The organism is Halanaerocella petrolearia (assembly GCF_054657875.1).
The window spans coordinates 838,680-864,949 of record NZ_BAAHXW010000002.1 but is presented as its reverse complement, the minus strand read 5'-3'; the positions used below and the strand labels follow the sequence as shown (position 1 = coordinate 864,949).

The window sequence follows — 26,270 nt, the reverse complement described above, 5'->3', positions numbered from 1 at the left end:
ATTATTCGTGATGATGATCCTCTTCATACTCACGTTCAATTCCTAAATAATCATCAATTGCTTTCTGTAAAGCATCGGCTGCTAAGTTAGAACAATGCATTTTCTGAGCAGGTAGTCCTCCTAGGGCTTCAGCCACTGCTTTATTACTTAAGTCTCTAGCTTCTTCTATACTTTTACCTTTAACTAATTGAGTAGCCATACTACTTGTAGCTATAGCTGCTCCACAACCAAAAGTCTTAAATTTAATATCTTCAATCTTATCATTATCAACCTTAATATACATCTTCATAATATCTCCACACTGAGGATTTCCTACTTGACCAACACCATCTGCATCCTCTAGTTCACCTACATTCCTTGGGCTACTAAAATGATCCATAACTTCATCTGAATAATCTTTCATATTTATCACTCCTTATGCTTTTACTTCTTGATTATAAATTGGAGACATAGCACGTAAGTCAGCTACTACCTTAGGTAAAATCTCTAAAACTCTGTCCACCTCTTCTTCAGTATTATACTTTCCTAAAGATAGACGTAAAGAACCATGAGCAACCTCATGAGATAAGCCCATAGCTAATAAAACATGTGAAGGATCTAAAGAACCAGAAGTACAAGCTGATCCACTAGAAGCTGCAACTCCTTCTAAATCCAACTTCATTAAGATAGACTCACCTTCAATATATTGAATACTAAAGTTAATGTTATTTGGTAACCGCTGAGTACGATGTCCATTTAATTTAACATAATCAATCTTCTCTTCAATACCATTAATTAATTTATCACGTAACTTAATTAATTTTTCCTGCTTTTCTTCTAACTCTTCTTTAGCTAACCGAGCTGCTTTCCCAATACCAACAATACCATGTACATTTTCAGTTGTTGCCCTTCTACCTCTCTCTTGAGCTCCACCATGTAATAACTTATTAATTCTAGTACCTTGCCTAATATATAAAGCGCCAATTCCTTTAGGGCCATAGAATTTATGACCTGATAAGGAAAGCAAATCTACATTTAGCTCATTAACGTCTACTGGAATATTACCTACTGCTTGAACTGCATCTGTATGGAAAGTAACACCAGCCTCTTGAGCTACCTCACCAATCTCTGAAATAGGCTGAATAGTACCCATTTCATTATTAGCTAACATAATTGTAATTAAAATAGTATCTTCTCGAATAGCATCTTTAACATCTTGAGGGTCAACCAATCCTTCTTCATCAACTGGTAAATAAGTAACTTCAAAACCTCTTTCTTCTTCTAAGTATTCACAGGTATGCAAAACAGCATGATGTTCAATAGAAGAAGTAATAATATGTCTTCCTTTACCTTCTAAAGTTTCAGCTACTCCTTTAATAGCAAAATTATCTGCTTCAGTCCCTCCACTAGTAAAGATAACTTCTTTTGATTTATCAGCACCAATTAATTTAGCAACTGAATCCCTAGCTTCAGTAATTGCATTTCTTGCTTCTCGACCAAAAGAGTGGAAACTAGAAGGATTTCCATAGACCTCTTCAAAATAAGGTTTCATCACTTCTAAAACTTGAGGATCGATTTTAGTAGTAGCAGCATTATCCATATATATTCTTGTCACTTTTATTCCCTCCATCTGTTTAGTTTATAATTTACAATGTACAGTTGACAGTTAAAAAAATAAAAATTCAAAAGGCCTAACCTTAAGTCTAAATATTAAAATCACTCACTTTATACATTGCTTAAACTAAAACTCAAACTTAATTTTATTATAAATTCAATTTTAAATTACTGTACTATTTTTGAGATTTAACTGTAAATTGTGAATTGTACACTGTTGACTGATTAGATGTGATACATATATCCATGCTGTTTTCCGTCTTGTTTAGCATTGATTGCTTCTTGACGTAAATTTTCTAAGGTAATTGAGTCTAAAACTTCATCGATATTATCTTTTACCTGCTGCCAAATCAACTTTACTACACAACCATCACTATTTTCACATTCTGTATCTATATCTTCAGAAACACAATCTGAGAGAGCAATTGGACCTTCTAAAACTCTAATAATATCTCCAATTGTTATTTCTTCAGCTTTTTTAGCTAGTAAATAACCACCATGTGCACCACGTACACTATTAACTAACCCTTCATTTCTTAAAGTAGCAATTAATTGTTCTAAATAATTTTCTGAAATCCCTTGCCGCTCTGCTATACTACGCAAGGGGATAGGCCCATCACCTTGGTGTAAAGCTAAGTCAAACATAGCTCGCACACCATAGCGTCCTTTAGTTGATAACTTCATTTCCTACACCCCCTTCAACCTTCAATCCCTACCTTTCTTGTTGGGATTTGTAAGGTAATCTTACCACATTACTAGGGTTTTGTCAATTCAATTCTATTATTTCTCCCAATTTAATCAAGTATTCATTATATAGGTTATTGAAAAATAACCTTATTATCTGATTTTAACTATATTGTGTCACCACAGGTGACACAGTCGTGAGCTATCTGCTATGTGCTATCAGCCAATTCAAAAACTAAATTCTTACAATTCCTGCACTTTAAGGATTTGAGACGTGTTTATGATTTTAAATTTGACTAAGCTACCCTACTAGTTTCATAGAAACTATTCGTAATAAAGCCCATCTGCTGACGACAGATCCTTTAGAGGTCTTGAAATCAAGATCTTTCGTAATAGAACCTATTTGCTGATAGCCGTGGCGCGAAAGTGCCACTTTATATCAATAATATCTCACTAATAGTTACCTACAAACTACTTAAATACATCTCCTTCTTTCTTAAACTCAGATTGTCCTTTAGTGGCTTCAGTAATTCGATCTTTAAATTCAGTAACAAAGCTAGGTTGTAGTAAAGCTATAACTTCAGCACCTTCATTAGTATATGTAGTATCTATAACTTGACCAGTATGACCTTCTAAATCATTGATCACTTGGCCCATCTGACTATAAGGTACAGAAACCTTTAATTTTATGTATCTTGTCTTTTCTATTATCTTAGTTTCCTCAATTGCTTGACGAACACAACCACCATAAGCTCTTATTAATCCACCCACTCCATGCTTAACACCACCAAAGTAACGAGTGATTACAACAGCTACATTAGTAATATTAGCCCCTTCTAATGCCTGTAAAGCAGGTGGTCCAGATGAGCCACTAGGTTCACCATCATCACTAGATCTAGTAACTGACTTATCTCCTAATCCAATCTTAAAAGCAAATACATTATGAGTAGCATCAGTAAAATCTTCAGAAACTTGGTCAATAAATTCTTCGGCCTTATTAACAGTATTAACATTCTTGATTGAAGTTATAAATTTACACTTTTTTATCTTAGTTTTTATTCTCATCCCTTGAGATATCGTCTGATATTTATCAGTCATATTCCAGACGCCTCCTCTTATTAATTTAGAATTTACAATGACAATTATCAATTGTCAATTTGTTTTAATCTAACTGTTCTAGAAATTCTTTAATTCTTTTTTCGTAACCATTAGTAGTAGGTTGATAAAATTTGCTACCTACTAATTCATCAGGTAGATACTGCTGAGATACATAATTATCTTGGTAATCATGAGCATACTTATAGCCTTTACCATGACCTAAATTTTGGGCACCAGAATAATGTGCATCCTTAAGATGATCTGGTACTCCAGAAGTAGTCTCTTCTTCTACAGCTTCCAAGGCTTTATCAATTCCCTTAATAGCTGCATTGCTCTTGTCCACACTAGCAATATAGATAGCAGCTTGGGCCAAAGGAATACGAGCTTCTGGAAGACCTATATACTCTAAAGCTCTAGCAGCTGAAACTGCTAACATTAAAGCATGAGGATTAGCATTTCCTACATCTTCAGCAGCATGAATAATCATCCGCCGAGCTATAAACATTGGATCTTCACCTGCTTTAATCATCTTTGCTAACCAGTATAAAGCAGCATCAGGATCAGAGCCTCGTAGACTCTTAACAAAAGCAGAAATAACATTATAATGCTGGTCTCCTGCTTGATCATATTTTATAGCCTTTTGTTGAATCGATTCTTCGGCTACTCCCAAAGTGATTTTCTTAACTCCATCTTGGTTAGTTGGAGTAGTTAGGACTGCTAATTCCAAAGCATTCAAAGCCTGTCTAGCATCACCATTAGCTACTTGAGCCAAATGTTCAAATGCTTCTTCTTTAGCTTCTACTTGATATCTACCTAATCCAGATTCTTCATCTTCTAAAGCCCGCTTTAAAATTTTTATAATAGCATCTCTAGTTAACTTCTGTAACTGAAAAATCATTGACCTAGATACTAAAGGGGAATTAACTTCGAAGTAAGGGTTCTCTGTTGTAGCACCAATTAGAGTTACAGTCCCTTTCTCTACAGCTGGTAATAAAGCATCTTGTTGTGACTTATTAAATCTGTGAATTTCATCTATAAAAAGAACCGTATCAGTATTATACATTCCTTTTCGTTCTTTGGCCCGCTTAATTACTTTACGAAGATCATTTACTCCTGAAGTAACAGCATTTAAGCTTTCAAAATCTGCTGCTGTAGTATTGGCAATAATTCTAGCTAAAGTAGTCTTGCCAGTGCCAGTTGGCCCATAAAAAATAGCTGACTGTAACCGGTCAGCTTTAATAGATCGGCGCAGTAATTTACCTTCACCAACAATCTCCTCTTGTCCTACAAATTCATCTAAACTTTCTGGTCTCATTCTAGCTGCTAATGGTTTATCATTATCATCTTGGTTTATTTGTTGACTAAATAAGTCCATATTTATTCACCTCCAAAATGAAAACGCCAGGCTAATCCTGACGTTTAAAAGAATAATTCTTCTAATATAAGTGCTACTCCATCTTGATTGTTATCTTTAGCTATCCTATCAGCGCTCTGTTTTACTTCATCTGGTGCATTATCCATTGCTACTCCACAATCAGCCAATTCTAACATTGATAAGTCATTATAATTATTACCGAAAGTCAGCACTTGCGTCGAATTAAGATGGTATTGGTCCATTAAATCTTCTAAAGCAGCACCTTTTGTTACATTAGCTGCCATAATATCTATATAATTGTCTGTGGTCTGTGCAATTGATAATTCATCAGCAAATCTCTCTTTTAAATCTATTACTACTTTTTCTATTCGATAACTATCTACATTAAATAGAATATTAATTAAGTTACCATTTAAAGTTTCAGCCAAATCTCCAACTGGCTGGGGATCTACTTTCTCTTCTTTAATATGCACATCTGCTTTTTCAGTTATATCTGCTACACAAATTCTATCAGGGAAATAAAAACTAATATGTAAATCTTCCCTTCTAGCATAAGATAATAATCTCTCTGCTATAGAAGAAGGAATAAACTCTTGAGATATTATATTCTCATCAGGTTGCTTAATTAAAGCACCATTGTTAACAATTAATGGAGTATTTAAGTCTAATTCTTTAGCAAACTGTAACATAGACTGATAAGGACGACCACTAGCTAAAATAATTTTTACTCCTTCTTCTTTTAAGTTTAACAAAACCCTTTTAGTATATTCTGAAATCTGACATCTATCATCTAATAAGGTTCCATCTAAATCTATAGCTACTAGCTTATAGGACACTTTATCACTCCCAAACTAATATATGATATTTTCACTCATACTGATTATTCATCAATAAACTTTTCTAAAGCATAAGCAACTCCATCTTCTTGATTACTCTTAGTTACAAAATCGGCTACCTCTTTTACTTGAGATAATGAATTATCCATAGCAATAGATAAACCTGCTACTTCAAACATTGGAATATCATTATGTCCATTACCAATAGCTATAACTGATTCAGAATCAATATTCAATCTATCAACTACATACTCTAAGGCCTTCCCTTTTGTCGCTTTTTGATTCATAACTTCTATTGATGATCCGCCAGCACTAGTAATATATAACTCTTTTAAGTATTCCGATCTCAATTGATCAAAACCTGCTCTTGCTATTTCTTCTTCTTCATGATGAAGCAATAGTTTAATTGGAGCTTTATCTATTTCTAAATCTCTATCAATAGTAACAGTTTCAACTTCTTTCAATTCTCTATGTATTTCAGCTCGCTTAGAATAATTAGTTGCAATCTGATCTTCATAATAAACACTGATAATATAATCATTTTCTTTACCATATTCCAAAATATCTTGGGCCAACTCTGATTGGAGGTTTAATTTATGATATATCTTATCAGTTAATAAACATTTAATCAAAGAACCATTAGCTGAAATTATAGGCATTACTATTCCTAAATCTTGAGCATAAGGAGCTAAAGAACCAAAAGGGCGGCCACTAGCTAAGACTACATTTATTCCTTGTTTTAATAGATAATTAATCACTTCTCTATTCTTCTTAGAAACCCTATGTTGATCATCTAATAAAGTATCATCCATATCAATAGCTACTAACTTATATTCCATTTTATCACTCCCAAACAAATCTCAATACCAGAATCCTAACATTCATACTACTTTACTCAACTATAAACTTCTCCAAAGCATAAGCAACTCCATTCTCATGATTGCTTTTAGTTACAAAATCAGCCTTCTCTTTTACTGCATCTGGAGCATTATCCATTGCCACTGCTAAACCAGCTACCTCAAACATAGCTACATCATTATAATTATTACCAATAGAAATTACTTCTTCTGGAATCAAATCTAATCTATCCATTAAATACTCTAAAGCCTGTCCTTTAGAAATCTCTAAATTCATTGCTTCTACATACTCATCATCAGATCTAGTAATATATAATCTATCTTCATAATCACTAGCAAGTTTAGAAAAGGCCTTATCTATTTTATCAACTTTATCATAATATATAATCTTAACTGGTGGCTCTTCTAATTTAGAATCATCTATTACTTCCACATCTAATCCTTCTAATTCTTGATGTCCACGAGCCAACTCTTCATCAAAAGTATAAATATCATCTTCAAAATATAGACTTACACCATAATTATTTTCCAAACCATAATCTAAAATCTCTTGGGCCAACTCTAAAGGCATATCTGCTTTATGATAAACTTTATCAGTTATTGTACATTTAACTATAGAGCCATTAGCTGAAATTAATGGTAAATAAACCTCTAGTTCTTCTGTGTAGGGATGTAAAGATTGATATGGTCGACCACTTGCTAGAACAAACTGAACTCCTTGATCGGCCAACCTATTAATAACTTCCCTATTTTTAGTCGATACTTGGTGATTATTATTAAGTAAAGTTCCATCCATATCTATTGCTACTAATTTATAACTCATTTTATTCCCTCCATATTATATTTAATTAATTTCAAATTATTTATAGATATATCCTGTCACTGAAAATGACACACTATATCAATATTATACTTCTAGTTTTATCATTAAATACCTGTCTTAAAAGAGAATAAGTTGCTTATTACTAATAGTAATACATATTTTTATAAGAAATTATTAAACTAAATAAAGAAGAAAAATTTAGCTAGATGGAGATGGGAAGAATGAATAATCTGCTTAGAGTAATTATTTATAGTTCTTTAGCAGGTAGTACAATCTTATTAGGAGGCTACTTAGGCACTAAAGAAACAACAGATAATTTTTTATCTTTTATCTTGTCCTTTGGTGCTGGCATTTTAATTTCAGTTATCTCTTTCTCTTTAATTCCAGAATCTTATCGAGAATCTGGAATACTAGGTAGCTCTATTAGCTTTATCTTAGGTGGCATTTTCTTTTTAATAGCTGATGAATATATAGAGGAAAATTTTAAACCTGGTTTAGGCATTGCTTTAGGTACTCTATTAGATGATCTACCAGAATCAATTAGTATGGGCATTGGCTTTGCTACTAATAAAGGTGGACTAGGCTTAGTTCTAGCCGCATCTATCTTCTTGCATAATATTCCCGAAGGATTTTTAACTACTGAAGAAATGATCAATGTAGGTGATTTCAAGAGAAAATACGCTTACCTAGTCTCTGGAATTATCTCTCTAATCAATCCACTAGGAGCTATTATTGGTTATAAATATCTAGTTAACTTTTCAGATTTTTGGTTGGGTTCGATTATGGGTTTTGCTGGAGGGGCAATTCTATATATGATTACTAATGAAATGATTCCTAGAGCAGTTAAAATAGGTAATAAATTCGAAGGGTTAGGGGTTCTAATTGGTTTCTTAGTCAGTTTTCTGTTAGGAGAAATATTCACCTCAGCTACTTTAACTTTTTAAAAAAGAAAGCTTCCCTAATCGGAAGCTTTTAATGTTCAATCAAATTATAAAAGTTAATCAATCTTAATATCCTTTAATGATTCCGTTGCCAACTTAGGTGGGGTAGGATTAATATAAGAACCTGTTCCTAACTCAAATCCAGCTGTTATAGATAATCTTGGTAAAATCTCAATATGCCAATGATAAATTAGCTCTTTATTTTTAATAATAGGAATAGTATGTAAAATTATATTAAAGGGTGCATAATTAAATCCTATTTCTAATTTTCTCACTATTTCCTTTAAAATTTGAGCCAAACTTCCAATCTGTTGCCCCTTAATTTGACTAAAACTATCTTGGTGCTCTTTAGGAAGAATCCAAGTTTCAAAAGGAAATCGAGAAGCATAAGGATTAAAAGCAACATAATCTTTATTATTCACAATAATTCTTTCTTCTTGCTTTAATTCATAATCAATCATTTCACAATATACACAGTTTCCTTCTTCTTCATAGAATTTTTTAACTCCTGTTAATTCTTTTTGAATAACAGAAGGAACTATTGGCGTAGCCATAACTTGCCAGTGAGGATGTTCTAAAGAAGCTCCTGCAGCACCACCAAAATTCTTGAAAATTTGAATAAACTTTAATCTTTCATCATCAGCTAAATCATTATGCCGAGTTTGTAAAACCTTAATAATTTCCTCTATATGATCTATAGAATGACTACCAAAAGTACTATCATGCTCATTAGATTCAATAACAACTTCTGCTGCTCCAACTCCACTGATCTTATTATAAAATCCTACTTTATCTTTTCTTAATTTTTTATCAATATCTAAAGCAGCAAATTTATTAGGAACAACCCTAATTTTCCAACCTGATTCATTAGCCTCCCTATTAGGATTATCACTTACAGCCATAATCTCTGAAGGTGTATCAACTTCATTACCATAACAGAAAGGACAATAATCATTGTCTTTAGTTGTCTCATCATCCTGTTCAAAGTCGTGTGGCCTTTTACCTCTCTTAGCAGCAATTACTACCCTATCACCTGTAACTATGTCTTGTCTAACTTCTGACATTTTAATCCTCCTTACACACTAACCCAAATATAACTCTTTTAACTTAGCTAAAGAAATATCATTATTTTTTTTGCCACTTAAAAAATAATCTGGAATTTGAAATTTATTTCGTGGCATATATCTCTCCTTATCTACTAAAACTTGTTCTAATCTGTCTAGATAACCCTTAGCAGTACTAACCCAAGTGTACTGATCTTTAACTCGTTTAATTCCAGCCTCACGATACTTTTTCCAATTATCATTGCTACTAACTATTTTTAATAATCCTTGTGCAATATCAACTGGATCAGATGGATTAACTAGAATACCATATTGATCATCTTCCATAATTTCACTGGGACCACCATTTTTAGTAGCTACTGTTGGAAGTCCTGATGCCATTGCTTCTACTGGAGCAAGACCAAATGGTTCATAATGAGCTGTTAGAGCAAAAACTGATTTATAATCTGCTAGTGTTCGATAACAAGCTGCCAATTCTTTTTGACTAGCAAGAGAGAACATACTTACTTTACCCTGTAAGTTATATTCAACAATAATATCCATTATCTCATCTAAAATCTCTTTTTCATCATCACTTGCTTGAGAATAATCTTCAAATGGATTATCAATCCCTCGTAAAGTAATTACTAGATTGCCTTTCTGTTGTAATTCCTTACTCTGTGCAAAAGCCTTTACTAAACCAATATGATTCTTCTTATGATCTAAACGACTAGCTGCTAAAATAGCTGGTAGTTCTCTCCGATCAGCATCTAAATCACGCTTAAACACTTTTTTAATTTTTTGTTGTATCTTATTCTCAGTTTCATTTGGAGTATCAGGATTAAAAATATCAGTATTGGCTCCTGGAGGAACTACTGCAAATTTATTTCCATCTTCTACATCTACTGCACTTTGGTAAGCTTGATGTGAATACTGCTCCATTTTCTCTTGCGTCGTACTAACAAAGTTAGTAACAGAATTATGCATACTAATCCTTTCAGCAATAATTCTTCTATGAAAATTAAATTTATCATTTAGTTCTTCAATATTACCTTCATCAATATCAAATTTATCCATCTTCTGTGCACCTAAGGAGTGTCCTGTAAAGGTAAATGGAATTTCTGTTTTTTCTTGTAATATTGCTCCTGCTAATCCACCATCACCATAGTGAGTAGTTGTAATATCAGGCATTTGACCTTCTGCTTGATAAAAATCAATGATTTCATCTACATATTTATTAAGATAAGGCCATAACTGCTCTTTATTTAAAAATTTATCTCCCCCAAAAGGCAATCTAATAATTCTGACCTTATCACTATCAATATAGGAATCAAATTGTCTAGCAAATTCTTGCCAAGCTTCATCTTTTATTTGACGAGTAATAATATCAATTTGAACATCAAATTCCTCAGCCATTGCCAAACAAACTTCTTTAACATAAACAAGTTGCCCTCCAAAATCAGGATGTTCAGTCCAATAACTATCATTTGGATCAAAATTACCTTGAGGGTTTAAAAATGTAACTAATTCTGGTTTAGACATGTTTTATCCTCCTTATATTTCTTATATTAATTATTTTTAAACTAGAGTAACCTGCGGCTTAATATCAAACTCTTGTACTATCTCATCTTTATTTGGCAACTCAGCTACGGCTCCTACCTGTTGTAAAGCTAACGCAGCTGTAGCATTACCAACTTTAATCGCTGTTTCTAACTTATCATCAGCAACTAAAGAGGCATACATTCCAGACCAAAATGCATCTCCAGCTCCTGTAGTATCAACCACTTTAGTAGCAAAAGTATCTAATTTTATAGTCTCATCACCTGTAGATACTAACACTCCATCTGCTCCTAAAGTTAAAACTACTAAATCGGCTCCTGCTTGATGAAATTTTACAATATATTCTTCTTTAGTCATTGAACCAAATAAAGCTTTAGCATCATCCAAAGAAGGTTTAGTAATATTAACATCCTGTAGTAATTTTGTGATGAAAGTCGGCCCATCTTCTTCACCTTCCCACAACTGTTGTCGATAATTAGGATCTAAAGAAATAATCTTACCTTCTTCTTTTGCTATTGCAACTATTTTTAATAAAGTTTGACGAGTAACTGGAGCAGCTAAAGCAAAAGTAGATAAATGAATAATTTTAGTTTCTGAAATTAGTTTTTCTTTAATATCTTCCTCAGTAATGTACTTTTCTGCATCACGATAGGCTATAAATTCTGGAGTATCTTTACTTTGAGTAACTAATACAGCTGATGTGTTATAATTAACATCACTGATAATTCCTCTAGTATCTACCCCACTAACTTGTAATTTTTCAATTAAATATTCTCCTAATCCATCAACACCTACTTTACTAATCAGACCAGATTTAGCTCCTAACTTCTTAATATTTATGGCTATATTAGCAGGTGAACCACCAAAATAGCGATTGAAACTTTTAGTTTCCTTTAAAGAAGAAACTAGCTTATCTGAAATTATATCTACTAAAACTTCACCTACTGTTAAAACATCTAACTCAGTATTATCAAAATTCATTCCTTGATTAAATTCAAACATGTAACCAACCCCCACAGTTAAATTTTAATCGATACCTGTATTAGCAACTCCTTGTATAAACTGCCGTTGTCCAATCAAAAATAAAATCAATACAGGTACTGTCACAAAAGTAGCTGCTGCCATTAATAATGTATAATTAGTAGAAAATTGATCTTGGAAAGTAGTCAGTCCTAATTGAACTGTTTTCATAGCCTGGGAACGGGTTAAAATTAATGGCTTGAATAAAATATTCCATTCAGCAGTAAAAGTAAAGATAGACAATGAAACTGCTGCTGGTTTAGATAAGGGAACCATTATTTTCCATAAAATTTGCCATCTGCTAGCCCCATCAATTAAGGCAGCTTCTTCTAAAGCATAGGGAATTTGAGAAAAAAATTGTTTGAATAGAAAAATTCCAAATGCATTAGCCAGTGAAGGAATAATTAACGCTTTATAACTATCTAACCATCCTAATTTAGAAATTATTACATACACAGGAATTGATCTCATTTGGAAAGGCACAATTAAAGTTGTTAATAAGATGCCAAATAAGAGTTTTTTTCCTTTAAACTCAAAACGGGCAAAAGCATACCCAGCCATAGCGGAAGTTATAATTTGACCTAAGGTAATAATAATGGCCACTACCATACTATTAGTAAACTGACGACCAAAATTAGTTTTACTCCAAGCCTGAATGAAGTTCCTCCAATTTGATTTTTTAGGTAGTAAAGTAATTGTTTGGCTAGATAAGATTTCACTTCTAGTCTTTAAAGCAGTACTTACCATCCAAAAGAAAGGAAATAAAACTATAATCGTATTAATTATTAATAAAATATAAACACCTGTTTTTTTTAGTTTTCCGGAAGAATTTAAACTTGATGTACTCATTTCCACCCCTCCTTATTACTCATCTTCTAATAAGTTCATCTGTACTTTACTTACAATCATAGTCACAACCAATAAGATCACGGCTACTGCCGAAGCTTCCCCCATATTGAATTTATCAAAAGCTAATTCATACATATGATATACTAAAACTGTAGTAGATCCCACTGGGCCACCTTTAGTCATAGCATGAAACTGAGCAAAACCTCTAAAACTAAAGAATAACATCATAATTGTAACAAACAATGTAGTTGGCTTTAATAATGGCCAAGTAATATGTTTAAATGATTTCCAACCAGACCCTGCTCCATCTAACCTAGCTGCTTCATAATAAGATTCTGGAATTCCTTGTAAACCTGCTAGATAAACCACCATAAAATATCCTGCAAACCTCCATACAGTCAGCAAAATAACTGCTGGCATAGCCCAAGTGGTACTTTGTAACCAATGAATTGGATCAACTTCTACTATGCCCAGTAAGTAGTTTACTAATCCTTTATCATAATCTAACATCCAAACCCAAACCAATCCTGCTGCAACAAAAGAAATTACCTGCGGACTAAAAAATGCCGTTCTAAAAAAACCTAATCCTTTTATCTTTTGGTTTAATAAAATTGCTAAAAATAAAGAACAAGCTACAGTTAAAGGAACTGTTATAACTACAAAATAACCAGTATTCGCAAAAGCATTCCAAAATTCCAGAGAATGAAACATTTCTATATAATTTTTTAAACCTACAAATTTCATAGAACTAATTACATTCCATTTAGTAAAACTAAGAATAATATTAAATAGAATAGGTATTAGAATAAATACGCTAATAAATAGCATAGCTGGAGCTATAAATAGATAACTAATAATATCTTCTTCATCCAAACTGAGTATATTCTTTATATTACTAACTGAACCTTTTTCCGTATTGAGGTTAGGCATTTTATCCTCCTCCATTCTTCATTGCTTTTTTTAAGTGAGTTGGTGGGGGAATCTCCCCACCAAACTCTAATCCAACTATAATGATTTATTCATTTAATGCTTCTTGACCCTTTCTAGCTGCTTCTTGTAACGCTTTTTCAGGAGTTAATTTTTGATATAAAACTTTTTCAATCGCTTTACCTAATGCACTGGAGATATCTGAATAAGCTGGATCAGTTGGTCGTGCAAATCCATACTTCATTTGCTTAGTAAATGTTTTTACCTCTGGATTATTATCTAAAAATGTCTGATATTCTTCACTATTCATTGCCGGCTTACTTACTGGAAGATAACCTGTTTTCTTAGCCCATTCCACTTGGAAGTCAGCACTCATAACATACTTAGCAAATTCCCAAGCAGCTTTTTCTTTTCTTTCAGTAGTTTTGAAGATGTATAAATTCTCTCCACCAAGACTAGTACCTCTTTCTTCTTGCTTTGGTAACATAAAAGTACCATAATTTAAATCAGTCTTATTAAGCTGTGGAAGTGTCCACGGACCAATAATTTGCATTGCTATTCTTCCTGACTCTAAATCACCAGTCTTATAGCCAGCACCAGTTTGAGAGAAATTAGCTACATTATACTTATATTTTAAATCAGCCCAATACTGTAAAGCTTCTGCCCCATCTGAAGAATCAAAAGCAATCTCAGTTCCATTATTCTTTAAGAATTCACCACCAGATTGCCTTAAGAAAGCTTCCCAATTCCAAACAGTCCATTCCCCAGTTCCCATCGGAATTTGGAAACCATATTTAGCATCACTATTCTCTTGTACCTTTTTAGCTACTTTGATAAACTCTGTCCAAGTATTTGGCATTTTCTCAATTCCAGCTTGCTTAAAATAATCCTTATTATAGAAAACACCTAAGTTATTTGCTTCAAATGGTACTGTGTAGATTTTTCCTTGATAAGAAGACACCTTCCATAAAGAATCATAAACATCATATTTATCGAAACTAGAATCATTCTGAATAAACTCTTCAACTGGAGCTAAAGCACCAGCTTCTGCTAATTGTCCTGTCATATGAGGTCCCATCCACATCATTTCAGGTGGATTGCCACCTGCTACTGCAGTCATAACTTTACTCTCAGCATTATCTGCTGCACCATAACTCTGCAACTTTACTTGAATATCAGAATGAGATTGATTAAATTCTTTTACTTTCTTCTTCAATGCTTTATTATTAACTCCCGATTCCATACCATGCCAAAATGTTAACTTCACTACCTTATCTTTATTTTTCTCTTTGTCATCACCAAAGATCCACCAAGCTCCAGCATTTAATGAGAGCGATAGTACTAATACTAAAGATAATGCTACTACAATGCTCCTTCTTTTAAACATTTTATCCCCCCTAAGTTTATTTATATAAATAAAGCATTATGGAGGTTATAAACTTATACTTTATCATCTTTTATGTATGAAACGCTTTACATAACAAAAAATAGTTCTCACTTCTAACTAGAATTTCTAACAATCAATTCATAATCTAGCATAACATTCTCTTCTTCTAATGGTTTATTTTCAATTAGTTTTATTAACATTTTCATGCCTACTGCACCTAAATGATAAATTGGTTGACTTATAGTCGTTAATTTAGGTATAACATAACGAGACAGTTTAACATTATCAAAACCTACAATACCAATATCATTGGGTATTTTTAAACCAGCCTCTTTGTTTGCTTGCATAGCTCCAATAGCCATTTCATCATTTGCAGCGAATATAGCTTCAGGTAACTTATTAGATGCTAATATTTTTTTCATAGCTTGATAACCACTTTCTAAAGTGTAATCGCCTTCTACTATCCATTCAGATTTATACTTTAAATCATTATCTTCTATAGCTTGTTGAAAACCTCTTAATCTTCTAACACCTGCAGTTTCATCTGAAAATGAACCACTAATAAATCCAATTTTTTTGTAAGAGGAATCAATTAAATATTCAGTCATATCATAAGCTGCTTTATAATTATCAATATTAACTGTTGGAAATTTAACCTCGGATTCTTCTCTTGAAATTAAAACTACTGGAAAATTAAGCTCTTCTAATAGTTCAGCTCTTTTTTTATCAAATTTGCCTCCCATATATATTATACCATCTGCTCTTCTATCTTCTAAAATTTGAACAGCTTTTTTAGTTTTGTCAAACTCAAAATCAGTATCAAATAATACGACATTATATCCATAAAGGTCTACTATATTTTCAACTCCTTTAACTATATTGCCAAAAAATGGGTTAGATATATCTGGTATTATTAATCCAACTAATTTTGTTTTATCCTGTCGCAAATATCTAGCATTCATATTAGGACTATAATTTAATTCTTCAATTGCTTTTTTTACTCTTTTTCTAGTTCTTGGAATAACAACATCATTATTATTTAATACTCTAGATACAGTTGCTTCAGAAACTCGTGCTAGTTTAGCTACATCTTTTATAGTAGTTTCTTTATTTTTAGATTTTAACTCATCATTACCATAATCTAATTTTTCAACTGCTTTATTTACTTTTTCTTTAGTTTCTTGTCTAACCTTATTACTACCATTTAGTACTCTAGATACGGTAGCTGTAGAAACTCCTGCTTCTTGTGCAACCTCTTTTATAGTCGTCATCTTCAGTTCTCCTTCTCTGTATGAAATCCATTACATTTATATTATAACTTTAAATTGCTAATCTGTCAAGAGAAATTGTTCCTAACCTAATTAAAGTTTCATAGTAAATCTTTCAACTACTACATATATATTTCTCTCTGTGATTATTTTATCTACTGAAAAGTCATGCTCCTCAGTAATTACTTTATCTACTATCTGTAATTCAAATCCTAAAGCAACTCTAGGAATTTCACTTATAATATCAAATAATCTATCATAATATCCTCCACCATACCCTAATCGATTACCATGAGAATCAAAAGCAACTCCTGGCACAATAATTAAATCTAAAGACTCTGGATTAACTGGTCTTATATATTTATCCTTAGGTTCTAAAATTCCATATGTTCCTAGTTCTAATTCACGATTATAGTTCTTCAATAATGATAATTCCATCTTCTTCTGTTTCTTATTAGTTATTGGTACTACTATTTCTTTACCTAAATCTAAAGATCTTTTTATCATTAGTTCTGTCTCTACTTCACTTCTGAAAGCTACATAAAACATAATTCGATTAGCATTTCTAAATTCTGATTGTTGAAATAAATATTCTTTTACTTGTCTGCTCTTCTTTATTATCTCCTCTTTAGTCAAATTATCTCTTTTATCAAGCAACCTTTTTCTTTGTTCATTTTTAGTCATTATCTTACTCCTTTCTATAAAGTGAAACTTTCGTGCCACAGCTATCTGTCATCTGCTGTGTGTAGATGGTCTTTATCACGAAGAGTTTCATAGAGGGGTTTAAAGATTTTGAATTGGCTCATAGCTAAAAGCACACGACACACGACTGTGTTACCTGTGGTGACACAATATATCAATTAAGTATCACTTCTATATGAAAAAAGACTAGCCAAATTGGCTAGTCTCTTCCTACTATTCTAACTCTATATCCTGCTCAACCTCAATACCTAACTCATCAAGTTGCTTTTGCGATACATCTGATGGAGCATCTGTTAAAGGAGATGTTCCTCTCTGAGTTTTAGGGAAAGCAATTACATCTCTAATTGTATCTAGTCCTCCTAGTAACATTACTAGTCTATCTAATCCAAAGGCAATACCACCATGGGGTGGAGTTCCATACTTAAAGGCTTCTAATAAGAAACCAAACTTCTCTTCTATTTCTTCTTCAGACATATTTAATAGATTAAAGATCTTCTTCTGTAATTCACTATTATGAATTCTAATACTTCCTCCACCAACTTCAATTCCATTTAAGACTAAGTCATAAGCTTCAGCATTGACTTCTTCTGGTTTATCTTCTAATTTATCTACTTCTTCTGGTTTAGGATTAGTAAATGGATGGTGTAAAGAAACATATCTTCCTGCTTCATTATCCCACTCTACTAATGGAAAATCAGTTACCCATACGAAGTTGAATTCATCTTCAGGAATTAAGTCTAATTCTTCACCCAACTTTAACCTTAAATTACCTAGAGAAGCAGCAACTACTTCAGGAGTATCAGCAACAAATAATAATAAATCTCCTGTTTCAGCTTCCATTTTTTCTAAGATTCCTTCAATCTCTTCATCAGATAAGAACTTAGCAATCTGAGAATTGACTCCTTCTTCAGTCACCTTAATCCAAGCTAATCCTTTAGCACCATATACTCCTACAAAATCAGTTAAATCATCTATCTGACCACGAGAGAAATCAGCACATCCTCTAGCATTAATACCTTTAACTTGGCCACCATCAGCAACAGTACCACTAAAGACATTAAATTCACTATCAGCTACAATATCAGACAGATCAATTAACTCCATACCAAATCTAGTATCAGGTCGATCTGTACCAAAGCGATCCATAGCTTCCTGATAGCTTATATGGGGAAATTCAGTTGGCTCTTCTAAATCTGCTACTGCAAAAATTTCTTGTACCATACCTTCAACCAATTCCATAATCTCATCTTGATTGATAAAGGACATTTCCATATCAATCTGTGTGAATTCTGGCTGACGATCAGCTCGTAGGTCCTCATCTCTAAAGCATCTTGCAATCTGGAAGTAACGTTCCATACCTGATGCCATTAATAACTGTTTAAATAACTGAGGCGACTGTGGTAAAGCAAAAAAGTCTCCTTTACTAATTCGGCTTGGAACTAGAAAGTCTCTAGCTCCTTCCGGAGTACTCTTTGTTAAAATTGGAGTTTCAATTTCTAAAAATTTATTATTATCTAAATAATCTCTAACTACTTTCTTTACTTTATGGCGCAAAATAATATTATCTTGCATTGGTTTTCTACGTAAGTCCAAATATCTATGTTTTAATCTTAAATCCTCACCTGCAGAAACATCATCTTCAATCATGAAAGGAGGTGTCTCTGCCTCATCTAGAATATGTAATTCTTTAGCTTGAATCTCTATTCTTCCAGTAGATAATTCCTCATTAATCATACCTTCTGGTCTAGCTTTAACTTCACCTTTAACAGCGATTACATACTCTTTTCTTAATTCATCTGCTATAGAAAATACACTATTGTCTTCTTCTGGATTGAATACTACCTGTACTAGTCCAAATCTATCTCTTAAATCAACAAAAATTACACCACCATGGTCACGTCTTCTCTGTACCCAACCTGTTAGGGTAACTTCTTCTCCTACCTGCTCTTTACCTAATTGACCACAAAAGTGGCTTCTTGTTATTCCTTTCATTATTGCTTCCCTCCTATGCTATTGTACAAACTCTTCCATCTTAGTAACTAAATTATTTAATTCAACTTCTTCTTGATCTCCTGTTTCCATATTTTTAATAGTAGCTACCCCAGATTCTAATTCATTGCCACCTAGAATAATACTATATTGAGCATTATTACGATCAGCATGTTTCATTTGTCCACTTACACTACGACCTAAATAATCCATTTCTACCTTTAACCCTGCTCTTCGTAAATCATACAAATAAGAAAAAGCAGCTTTTTTAGCTTCTTCTCCGATAGTAGTAATAAATAAATCAATACTTGTATCAATTGGTAGTTCAATTTCTTGCTCTTCTATAGTCAATAACACTCGTTCCATTCCCATAGCAAATCCAACACCAGGAATATCACGACCACCAACTTCTTGGGCCAACTCATCATAACGGCCACCACCGAAGATAGTATCTTGAGCACCTAGCCCTTTATAAATAACTTCAAAGGCTGTTTTAGTATAGTAATCTAATCCTCTAACTAGTGTAGCATCAAGAATATAATCTATATTTAATAGATCTAAATATTCTTGTACACCAGTAAAGTGTTCTTCACATTCAGTACATAACTCTTCATATAATTTAGGTACATCAGACATAAATTCCTTACCTCTATCTTTTTTACAGTCTAAAATTCGTAATGGATTACGTTCATATCGATCTTGACAGTCAGAACATAATTCATCTAGATGAGGTTTAAAGTAGTCTAATAGTTTCTCTCTATATTCAGCTCTACATTCAGGACACCCAACACTATTAAGACGCACCTCTAAATCATCTAATCCTAACCGTTCTACAATCTGCATACCTAAAGAAATAATCTCAGCATCAACTGCTGGGTCATCAGTTCCTAAAACTTCAACTCCTAACTGATGAAATTGACGATAACGTCCTGATTGCGGCCTTTCATAACGGAACATTGGCCCTATATAACAATACTTAGTTGGTTGAGCTTGTCCATAAACCTTATTTTCTAAATAGGAACGCATTACTGAAGCAGTACCCTCAGGGCGCAAAGTTAAACTACGATCTCCTTTATCTTGAAAAGTATACATTTCCTTTTCTACAATATCAGTTGTCTCACCTATTCCGCGTTCAAATAAATCAGTCTGTTCAAAAATAGGTGTTCTAATCTCTTGATAATTATATGTACTAAAGACTTCTTGAGCAATATTCTCAAGATACTGCCAAGTGGCAGTATCTTGAGGTAAAATATCATTAGTTCCTCTAGGAGCTTGATACTTCATTTTCATCCTCCTTATATGCTACGTTACTCTGACTGGTTCTGTTTTTTAGCTTCTTGATTTTGTTTTGTTTCTTTAGCTTTCTTCTGTCGTTTCTTCTGAATCTCTTTTACTTTATTCATTTCCTGCTTAGCTTTCTCTTTTAGACCCATCTTTTGATAGATAGTATATAATCTATAATGAGCCATTAAATTATCTCCAGATAATTCAGAGAATTTACTATATTGAGTTTTTGCTTTATCTTTCTGATCTAATTCACGATATAGATTAGCTAACTCAAAGTGTAATTGAGCATTACCTTCATTCTTCTTAAGAGCTTTACTATAAACATCAACTGCTTTTTTAGTCTGATCTGTCTCTTTATATAAGTTAGCTAAATTCTTATAAAAACTAACTTGCTTTGGATGTTTCTTAATTGCTTGCTTATAAGTCTTAATTGCTTGATCAGTCTTATCTTGTTTCTGATATGCTTGAGCTAAGTTATTATATAAATAAGAAACTTGTGATTTATTCTGTAAAGCAGCTTTATAACCAGAAATAGCTTGGCTATAGTTTTCATTCTTGAAAGCATTATAAGCTTTAATTTCTTGATCCTTTACTACAATATTAGACTTATTTTTAGTATTTTGCAACCATTTATTGAAACTTTCTTTCTTCTTCTGATTCAATAACTTCTGTTTGATCTTCTTCTGTTGCTTATTAAATTCTTCCCCGTTAGCTTCTTTCTTATCAGTTACCTTAATAATATGATAACCATATTGAGTCTTAACTGGTTCACTAATTTGACCTACTTGCATAGAAAGAGCTTTTTCTTTAAAAGCAGATACAAGTTGACTACTCTTACCAATCCATTTACCTAACTTGCCACCTTTTTTAGCAGAAGGACCTTCAGAATACTCTTTAGCCATCTTAGCAAAATCTTTATCCTGCTTAACCTTAGCTAAAACTTTCTTCGCTTTAGATTTAGCTTCTTGGTCACTACGCTTGTCACCTGCTTTAATTAGAATATGACTAGCTTTTACCTGCTTATATTCATCTTTAACTTCAGAGTTAGAAACTTGAATATCACTAGTAACTTCATCTCTTAACTTCTTAATAGCTAACATATCTTTCATTCCATGCTTAAGATTTTCTTTAATATCAGCTAAACTACGTCCATTTTTCTTTAATAACATATCTAATTCTTTTTCAGAAGATACCTTGGCTTGTTTAACATATTGATCAATTCTCTTTTGTACTTCTTGTTTAACTTCTTGCTTAGAGACTTTATCCTGCATTCCTTTTTCTTCTGCCTTCTGAACCAATAATTTGTTGTCAACTAATCTATCTAAAACTCGATCTTTAAGTGGTAACACTTGGGATTGAGAAATTTGTCCTCGATAACGCTGTAAAACCATTCTTAACTGAGAGTTAAATTCTTGATAAGAAATTTCCTGACCATTCACAGTAGCAACTGGTCTATTAGAAGCTTTAGCCTGATTAGCTTGCGGTCCACTACCTGTATTCAAGTAAACTAAAGTACCACCTGCTACAAAAACGACTGCTATTATAGCAGCTATAACTTTCATTCTCTCTCTAAAGAAATTTAATAACATATTAACGTGCCTCCCTTTTTATTTAAATTAACTACATACAGCTACCTAATATTGTAACTTATTTTACTAAAGATGTCAATTTAGCTATCTTTCTATCAGTTCTATTTTCTAGCTCTCTAATATACTGGTCAGGTAACTTAGGATTGATTTCTCGCTCTAAAGACCAGTCTTGAGGATCAACTAATTTAGTAATAGAACCTCCTCCTAGACCAATCACCGTCTGTCGTTCTTCCATCATTAAAATATTATAAATTGACTCTAAACCTGACTTAGCATAACCTATATTTTGTAAATTACCTAGCATATATTTTTGTCGATACATATAATAAGGAATTAATTCTAATTCCTTAGCTGCTTTTTTAGTTAAAACCAACATTTCTTTGACTTTAGAAGCAGTAGGCAACTTAGTTTCTTTATCTAATTTAGCAGCTCTCTTTAAAGCTAAAGTATGCACTGTTAAACTATCTGGAGTTAACTTCTTAATTTCTGATAAAGTATTTTCTACATCCTCTATTTCCTCTCCTGGGAGACCAATAATTAAATCCATATTAATATTTTTAAAACCTATTTCTCGGGCCAATTTAAAGCTATCTATAACTTCTTCCACAGTATGATGGCGACCTATTTTATCTAAAGTGGCTTGATTCATTGTTTGAGGATTAATGCTGATTCTGTCAACTCCTGCTTCCTTTAAGACTTCTAACTTATCTACAGTAATAGTATCTGGCCGACCTGCTTCAACAGTAAACTCTCTTAGATTAGCTAAAGGAAAGTACTTTTTTAGTTTTGAGATTATATCCCCTAATTCTTTAGCTGATAGAACAGTAGGAGTACCTCCACCAAAATAAAGTGTATCTACTTGGAGACCTAAATCTATTACTTTCTTACCTAATCTTTCTATTTCATAATTTAAAGCAGCTAAAAAATCAGCTACATACTCTTGATTTGAGCTAAAAGGATAAGAAGCAAAAGAACAGTAAGCACATCGAGTAGGACAGAAAGGAATCCCTAAATATATACTGACCTTCTTTTTAGCTTCTTTTTTACTAGGTAGATACTGTCGTTCTTTATTTACTATTTTTAATAATAAATCCCGTTTTTCTTGGGCAATACCATATACATCTGCTAAGATATAATCTATCTTTTTCTGACTAAATCCTTTATCTAATAGAAAGTGACCAATTTTAGTTGGTCTCACTCCAATTAAAATACCCCAAGGGCTTAAAGGTTGCTTTAAATAATTACATAGTAGCCGATAGATACTTAATTTCACTCTTGCTTTACATCTTTTCCGAAATTCATCTTTTGTATGAGAGCCAGCCAAAATTTCTTGATCTGTCATCTCTTCAACCAATTCTGGTTCTCCTTGAATAAGACTAGTTACTTTAATTCCCTTTTCAGTCTGTAGAGTAGTCTTAACTGTTATTTCAACTTTATCGTCTTTACCAGCTCTAACTATATCTACATCTGGTAGCAGAATATTCAACATCCCTTTGACTGAACCATAATACTTTTCTGGTATATCTAATGCTACATTCATAATTACAGCCCTTTCTACAAATAAGGATTATTACTTTTTACTTCTTCTAGAGTATAAGTTGGTCCATGACCAGGATACAACTTTAATTCTGGTGGTAAAGATACCAGTTTATTAACTGATATTTTTAAGTCTTTTGATGAACCATGAGGAAAATCAGTTCTACCTACGCCTCTAGCAAAAACTGTATCACCACTAAATAATCCTTCAGCTGACTTTAAAGATATACTACCTGGGGTGTGACCTGGAGTATGAATCACTTCAAAAGTTAAATTACCAGATTCAATCAAATCTCCTTCTACTAATAAGTTATCTGCCTGAGGTGACTTTATCTTCTGACTAGGATTACCTATATAAGCAGATAAATTAAGTTCAGAATTCTGTAAAAAATCACTATCAGCTTGATGGATCAATAATTCAGCTTCAGTCTCTGTTAATAGTTCTTTATTAGCAGCTATATGATCTGCATGACCATGAGTATTAATTATATATTCGAGTTGCCATTCTTTCTCTTTAATCATCTGTAATATTTGACTTGCTTGCGCTCCTGGATCAATGACTATTACTTTATCTGTTTTTTCATCAGCTACTAGATAACAGTTAACATCTAATTGACCTACTACCAGCCTCTTAACTATCATCTCTTATCCTCCTGTCTTACTCTTTCTTCTATATATATTATAAATAATAATCTTTACGAGAGTATGACGAAATAAAATCAATTTTTTAATTGGGATTAGCTCGTTGTACATTTAATACACCAGCAATCTCTTCTAGCTTATTAATTATATCCTGCATATGAGATAGACTACTAATTTCAATTAACAGTTTAATATAAGCCACTTTTTCTTTAGTAGTTCGAGCATTGATAGAAGATATATTGATTCCTGCCTCAGAAATAACAGAAGTTAATTCATTTAACAAAGAACGTTTATCTAAAGCTTCTATCTCTAACTCTACATCATAAGAAGCTTTCTCAGCTACATGCCATTCTACATCAATAATTCTCTCTGGTTCATTATTCTTCATCTGTTCTAAATTATGGCAATCAGTACGATGAACAGAAACTCCTCGACCTCTAGTAATATAACCAGTGATCTCATCACCAGGTACAGGATTACAACATCTTGCTATCCTGACCAATAAACCTTCCATTCCTTTTACTTTGACACCCTTATTATCATCTGTCTTAATTTTGCGAGATTTCTTTAACTTATTCAATTCTTGCTTAGGATCAGTTTTATCTTTCTTCTTCTTTTCTTCAGGTCGTAACTTATTAATAATACTTGATACAGAAAAGCTATTATTCCCAATTCCAGCATATAATCCTTTGATATTATTAACACCTGATTTTTGAGCTATATCTTCTAACTTACTACGCTTAACTTCTTCTTTTAGAGTAAAATGTTCTTTATTTAATCGTTTCTCTAACTTCTCTTTACCTCTAGCAATAGCCTCATCTTTACGTTGTGTCTTAAACCACTTCTTAATCTTACTTTTAGCTCGTGAAGTCTGGACAAAATTAAGCCAGTCTCGGCTTGGACCACTGTCACTAGAAGTCAGAATTTCAATAATATCACCATTATCTAATTGATACTCTAAAGGAATCATCTTACCATTAACCTTGGCTCCTACACAGGTATGACCTACATCAGTGTGAATATGATAAGCAAAATCAACTGGGGTAGCTCCTTTTGGTAAAGGCATCACATCACCTTTAGGAGTAAAGACAAATACTTCATCTTCAAATAATTCAATCTTTAAATTTTCCATAAATTCTCTAGCATCTTTAAGATCACGCTGCCATTCTAATAACTGGCGTAACCAAGAAATCTTCCTTTCAAAGTCTTCATCTTCAGGATTACCATCTTTATAACGCCAGTGAGCAGCAATTCCATATTCAGCAGTCCGATGCATTTCCCAAGTTCTAATCTGAATCTCCAAGGGTTCTCCTTTAGGGCCAATAACTGTAGTATGAAGGGACTGATACATATTCGACTTAGGCATAGCTATATAATCCTTAATCCGTCCTGGCATAGGATTCCATATCTCATGCAGAATACCTAAGACCTGATAACACTCTTTTACAGTATCTACAATGACTCTTAGAGCTGTCAAATCATAAATTTCATCAAAGCTTTTATTTTTATTAACCATCTTTTGATAAATACTATATAAATGTTTAGGTCGCCCATAGATCTTACCACTAATATCTGATTCAGTCAATTTACCATTAAGGGTATCAATTACATCTTCAATATATGCTTCTCTTTCAGCTCGATTTTTAGCTAGCTTATTGGCTAATTCATGATACTTATCCGTCTCTAAGTATCTAAAACTTAAATCCTCTAATTCCCATTTTAAGCGAGACATTCCTAAACGATGGGCCAAAGGTGCATAAATCTCTAAAGTTTCATTGGCCTTCCTTTTCTGTTTCTCTTGTGGTAGATAGTTTAGAGTGCGCATATTATGTAATCGATCAGCCAACTTAATCAAAACTACTCTTATATCTTTAGCCATAGCCAAAAACATCTTTCTTAGACTAGCTGCTTGATGTTCTTCTCTAGTCTTAAAGTCAATCTTATTTAACTTAGTCACTCCATCTACTAAGAGCCTAATTTCTGAATTGAAGTCTTCTTCAATCTCTTGAGCTGTAATCTCAGTATCTTCTACTACATCATGTAATAAAGCACCTGTAATAGAGACTACATCCAACTCTAATTCGGCCAAGATCATAGCTACTTGTAGAGGATGACTAACAAAGGGTTCACCAGAGACCCGTTGTTGGCCCTGGTGAGATTCTTTAGCTATATAATATCCCTGTTTGACTAAATCAAGATTAGGATCTTCAGTATAGGATTCTATCTCAGTTATCAGTTGATCTAAGGATGCCATAAATTAATTA

Annotated in this window: 23 protein-coding genes; 1 reads left to right on the top strand and 22 read right to left on the bottom strand. The window is 32.8% G+C overall.

Annotation, left to right across the window (positions count from 1 at the left end; translation table 11 throughout):
* Position 1: 1 nt before the first annotated feature.
* The 8 genes from nifU to ACYQ39_RS11475 form a co-directional block, all read right to left on the bottom strand.
* Entirely contained in the window at positions 2 to 403 is a 402-nt protein-coding gene (nifU, locus tag ACYQ39_RS11510) for a Fe-S cluster assembly scaffold protein NifU (RefSeq protein ID WP_459843207.1), read from the bottom strand.
* Positions 404 to 415: 12 nt separating this feature from the next.
* The gene (gene nifS, locus ACYQ39_RS11505) at positions 416 to 1,594 is read right to left on the bottom strand and encodes a cysteine desulfurase NifS (protein WP_459843205.1); all 1,179 of its coding nucleotides are present in this window, start codon (positions 1,592 to 1,594) and stop codon (positions 416 to 418) included.
* 224 nt (positions 1,595 to 1,818) lie between these two features.
* Positions 1,819 to 2,277 carry an RrF2 family transcriptional regulator gene (locus ACYQ39_RS11500; protein ID WP_459843202.1) on the bottom strand — a complete coding sequence of 153 codons (459 nt, stop codon included), beginning with the start codon at positions 2,275 to 2,277 and terminating at the stop codon, positions 1,819 to 1,821.
* 471 nt (positions 2,278 to 2,748) lie between these two features.
* The gene (locus ACYQ39_RS11495) at positions 2,749 to 3,375 is read right to left on the bottom strand and encodes a YigZ family protein (RefSeq protein ID WP_459843199.1); all 627 of its coding nucleotides are present in this window, start codon (positions 3,373 to 3,375) and stop codon (positions 2,749 to 2,751) included.
* A gap of 64 nt (positions 3,376 to 3,439) precedes the next feature.
* Positions 3,440 to 4,750, bottom strand: a complete 1,311-nt coding sequence (locus ACYQ39_RS11490; RefSeq protein WP_459843197.1) for an AAA family ATPase — start codon at positions 4,748 to 4,750, stop codon at positions 3,440 to 3,442.
* A gap of 44 nt (positions 4,751 to 4,794) precedes the next feature.
* The gene (locus tag ACYQ39_RS11485) at positions 4,795 to 5,586 is read right to left on the bottom strand and encodes a Cof-type HAD-IIB family hydrolase (protein ID WP_459843194.1); all 792 of its coding nucleotides are present in this window, start codon (positions 5,584 to 5,586) and stop codon (positions 4,795 to 4,797) included.
* A gap of 44 nt (positions 5,587 to 5,630) precedes the next feature.
* A complete protein-coding gene (locus tag ACYQ39_RS11480) occupies positions 5,631 to 6,425 on the bottom strand; it encodes a Cof-type HAD-IIB family hydrolase (protein WP_459843191.1) in 795 nt (264 codons plus the stop codon).
* Positions 6,426 to 6,477: 52 nt separating this feature from the next.
* Entirely contained in the window at positions 6,478 to 7,266 is a 789-nt protein-coding gene (locus tag ACYQ39_RS11475) for a Cof-type HAD-IIB family hydrolase (protein ID WP_459843189.1), read from the bottom strand.
* A 221-nt stretch (positions 7,267 to 7,487) separates the two neighbouring features.
* Between ACYQ39_RS11475 and ACYQ39_RS11470 the strand changes: the two genes are divergently transcribed.
* Positions 7,488 to 8,210: a ZIP family metal transporter gene (locus ACYQ39_RS11470; protein WP_459843187.1), complete on the top strand. Its 723-nt coding sequence runs from the start codon at positions 7,488 to 7,490 to the stop codon at positions 8,208 to 8,210.
* A 53-nt stretch (positions 8,211 to 8,263) separates the two neighbouring features.
* On the opposite strand, the gene galT is transcribed toward ACYQ39_RS11470, so the two are convergent.
* The 14 genes from galT to ACYQ39_RS11400 all read right to left on the bottom strand — a co-directional run bounded on the left by galT (position 8,264) and on the right by ACYQ39_RS11400 (position 26,260).
* Positions 8,264 to 9,271, bottom strand: coding sequence for a galactose-1-phosphate uridylyltransferase (gene galT / locus ACYQ39_RS11465; RefSeq protein WP_459843185.1), 1,008 nt, complete (start codon positions 9,269 to 9,271; stop codon positions 8,264 to 8,266).
* A gap of 18 nt (positions 9,272 to 9,289) precedes the next feature.
* On the bottom strand, positions 9,290 to 10,792 hold the full coding sequence (locus ACYQ39_RS11460; RefSeq protein WP_459843183.1) for a glycosyltransferase: 1,503 nt from the start codon (positions 10,790 to 10,792) through the stop codon (positions 9,290 to 9,292).
* Between the two features lie 36 nt (positions 10,793 to 10,828).
* Positions 10,829 to 11,812 (bottom strand): carbohydrate kinase family protein, encoded by a 984-nt coding sequence (locus tag ACYQ39_RS11455; protein ID WP_459843181.1) that lies wholly within the window; start codon positions 11,810 to 11,812, stop codon positions 10,829 to 10,831.
* Positions 11,813 to 11,836: 24 nt separating this feature from the next.
* A complete protein-coding gene (locus ACYQ39_RS11450) occupies positions 11,837 to 12,679 on the bottom strand; it encodes a carbohydrate ABC transporter permease (protein ID WP_459843179.1) in 843 nt (280 codons plus the stop codon).
* Positions 12,680 to 12,694: 15 nt separating this feature from the next.
* Positions 12,695 to 13,609 (bottom strand): carbohydrate ABC transporter permease, encoded by a 915-nt coding sequence (locus tag ACYQ39_RS11445; RefSeq protein ID WP_459843177.1) that lies wholly within the window; start codon positions 13,607 to 13,609, stop codon positions 12,695 to 12,697.
* Between the two features lie 85 nt (positions 13,610 to 13,694).
* A complete protein-coding gene (locus tag ACYQ39_RS11440; RefSeq protein WP_459843175.1) occupies positions 13,695 to 14,993 on the bottom strand; it encodes an ABC transporter substrate-binding protein in 1,299 nt (432 codons plus the stop codon).
* Positions 14,994 to 15,106: 113 nt separating this feature from the next.
* Complete coding sequence (locus ACYQ39_RS11435) at positions 15,107 to 16,270, bottom strand: LacI family DNA-binding transcriptional regulator (protein ID WP_459844352.1); 1,164 nt, start codon at positions 16,268 to 16,270, stop codon at positions 15,107 to 15,109.
* 84 nt (positions 16,271 to 16,354) lie between these two features.
* Positions 16,355 to 16,945, bottom strand: a complete 591-nt coding sequence (locus ACYQ39_RS11430; protein ID WP_459843173.1) for a 5-formyltetrahydrofolate cyclo-ligase — start codon at positions 16,943 to 16,945, stop codon at positions 16,355 to 16,357.
* 231 nt (positions 16,946 to 17,176) lie between these two features.
* Positions 17,177 to 18,955 (bottom strand): aspartate--tRNA ligase, encoded by a 1,779-nt coding sequence (gene aspS / locus ACYQ39_RS11425; RefSeq protein WP_459843171.1) that lies wholly within the window; start codon positions 18,953 to 18,955, stop codon positions 17,177 to 17,179.
* Positions 18,956 to 18,973: 18 nt separating this feature from the next.
* The gene (gene hisS, locus ACYQ39_RS11420) at positions 18,974 to 20,236 is read right to left on the bottom strand and encodes a histidine--tRNA ligase (protein WP_459843169.1); all 1,263 of its coding nucleotides are present in this window, start codon (positions 20,234 to 20,236) and stop codon (positions 18,974 to 18,976) included.
* Between the two features lie 23 nt (positions 20,237 to 20,259).
* A complete protein-coding gene (locus tag ACYQ39_RS11415) occupies positions 20,260 to 21,828 on the bottom strand; it encodes a peptidylprolyl isomerase (RefSeq protein ID WP_459843167.1) in 1,569 nt (522 codons plus the stop codon).
* A gap of 58 nt (positions 21,829 to 21,886) precedes the next feature.
* Positions 21,887 to 23,368, bottom strand: a complete 1,482-nt coding sequence (gene hemZ / locus ACYQ39_RS11410) for a coproporphyrinogen dehydrogenase HemZ (RefSeq protein ID WP_459843165.1) — start codon at positions 23,366 to 23,368, stop codon at positions 21,887 to 21,889.
* Positions 23,369 to 23,382: 14 nt separating this feature from the next.
* Positions 23,383 to 24,006: an MBL fold metallo-hydrolase gene (locus ACYQ39_RS11405; protein WP_459843163.1), complete on the bottom strand. Its 624-nt coding sequence runs from the start codon at positions 24,004 to 24,006 to the stop codon at positions 23,383 to 23,385.
* A gap of 85 nt (positions 24,007 to 24,091) precedes the next feature.
* Complete coding sequence (locus ACYQ39_RS11400) at positions 24,092 to 26,260, bottom strand: RelA/SpoT family protein (RefSeq protein WP_459843161.1); 2,169 nt, start codon at positions 26,258 to 26,260, stop codon at positions 24,092 to 24,094.
* Positions 26,261 to 26,270: the final 10 nt, after the last annotated feature.

Coding starts and splice junctions, on each gene's coding strand:
- nifU (WP_459843207.1), bottom strand. CDS start 403: ATGAAAGATTATTCAGATGAAGTTATGGATCATTTTAGTAGCCCAAGG.
- ACYQ39_RS11500 (WP_459843202.1), bottom strand. CDS start 2,277: ATGAAGTTATCAACTAAAGGACGCTATGGTGTGCGAGCTATGTTTGAC.
- ACYQ39_RS11495 (WP_459843199.1), bottom strand. CDS start 3,375: ATGACTGATAAATATCAGACGATATCTCAAGGGATGAGAATAAAAACT.
- ACYQ39_RS11490 (WP_459843197.1), bottom strand. CDS start 4,750: ATGGACTTATTTAGTCAACAAATAAACCAAGATGATAATGATAAACCA.
- ACYQ39_RS11480 (WP_459843191.1), bottom strand. CDS start 6,425: ATGGAATATAAGTTAGTAGCTATTGATATGGATGATACTTTATTAGAT.
- ACYQ39_RS11475 (WP_459843189.1), bottom strand. CDS start 7,266: ATGAGTTATAAATTAGTAGCAATAGATATGGATGGAACTTTACTTAAT.
- ACYQ39_RS11470 (WP_459843187.1), top strand. CDS start 7,488: ATGAATAATCTGCTTAGAGTAATTATTTATAGTTCTTTAGCAGGTAGT.
- galT (WP_459843185.1), bottom strand. CDS start 9,271: ATGTCAGAAGTTAGACAAGACATAGTTACAGGTGATAGGGTAGTAATT.
- ACYQ39_RS11460 (WP_459843183.1), bottom strand. CDS start 10,792: ATGTCTAAACCAGAATTAGTTACATTTTTAAACCCTCAAGGTAATTTT.
- ACYQ39_RS11455 (WP_459843181.1), bottom strand. CDS start 11,812: ATGTTTGAATTTAATCAAGGAATGAATTTTGATAATACTGAGTTAGAT.
- ACYQ39_RS11450 (WP_459843179.1), bottom strand. CDS start 12,679: ATGAGTACATCAAGTTTAAATTCTTCCGGAAAACTAAAAAAAACAGGT.
- ACYQ39_RS11445 (WP_459843177.1), bottom strand. CDS start 13,609: ATGCCTAACCTCAATACGGAAAAAGGTTCAGTTAGTAATATAAAGAAT.
- ACYQ39_RS11440 (WP_459843175.1), bottom strand. CDS start 14,993: ATGTTTAAAAGAAGGAGCATTGTAGTAGCATTATCTTTAGTATTAGTA.
- ACYQ39_RS11430 (WP_459843173.1), bottom strand. CDS start 16,945: ATGACTAAAAATGAACAAAGAAAAAGGTTGCTTGATAAAAGAGATAAT.
- aspS (WP_459843171.1), bottom strand. CDS start 18,955: ATGAAAGGAATAACAAGAAGCCACTTTTGTGGTCAATTAGGTAAAGAG.
- hisS (WP_459843169.1), bottom strand. CDS start 20,236: ATGAAGTATCAAGCTCCTAGAGGAACTAATGATATTTTACCTCAAGAT.
- ACYQ39_RS11415 (WP_459843167.1), bottom strand. CDS start 21,828: ATGTTATTAAATTTCTTTAGAGAGAGAATGAAAGTTATAGCTGCTATA.
- hemZ (WP_459843165.1), bottom strand. CDS start 23,368: ATGAATGTAGCATTAGATATACCAGAAAAGTATTATGGTTCAGTCAAA.
- ACYQ39_RS11405 (WP_459843163.1), bottom strand. CDS start 24,006: ATGATAGTTAAGAGGCTGGTAGTAGGTCAATTAGATGTTAACTGTTAT.
- ACYQ39_RS11400 (WP_459843161.1), bottom strand. CDS start 26,260: ATGGCATCCTTAGATCAACTGATAACTGAGATAGAATCCTATACTGAA.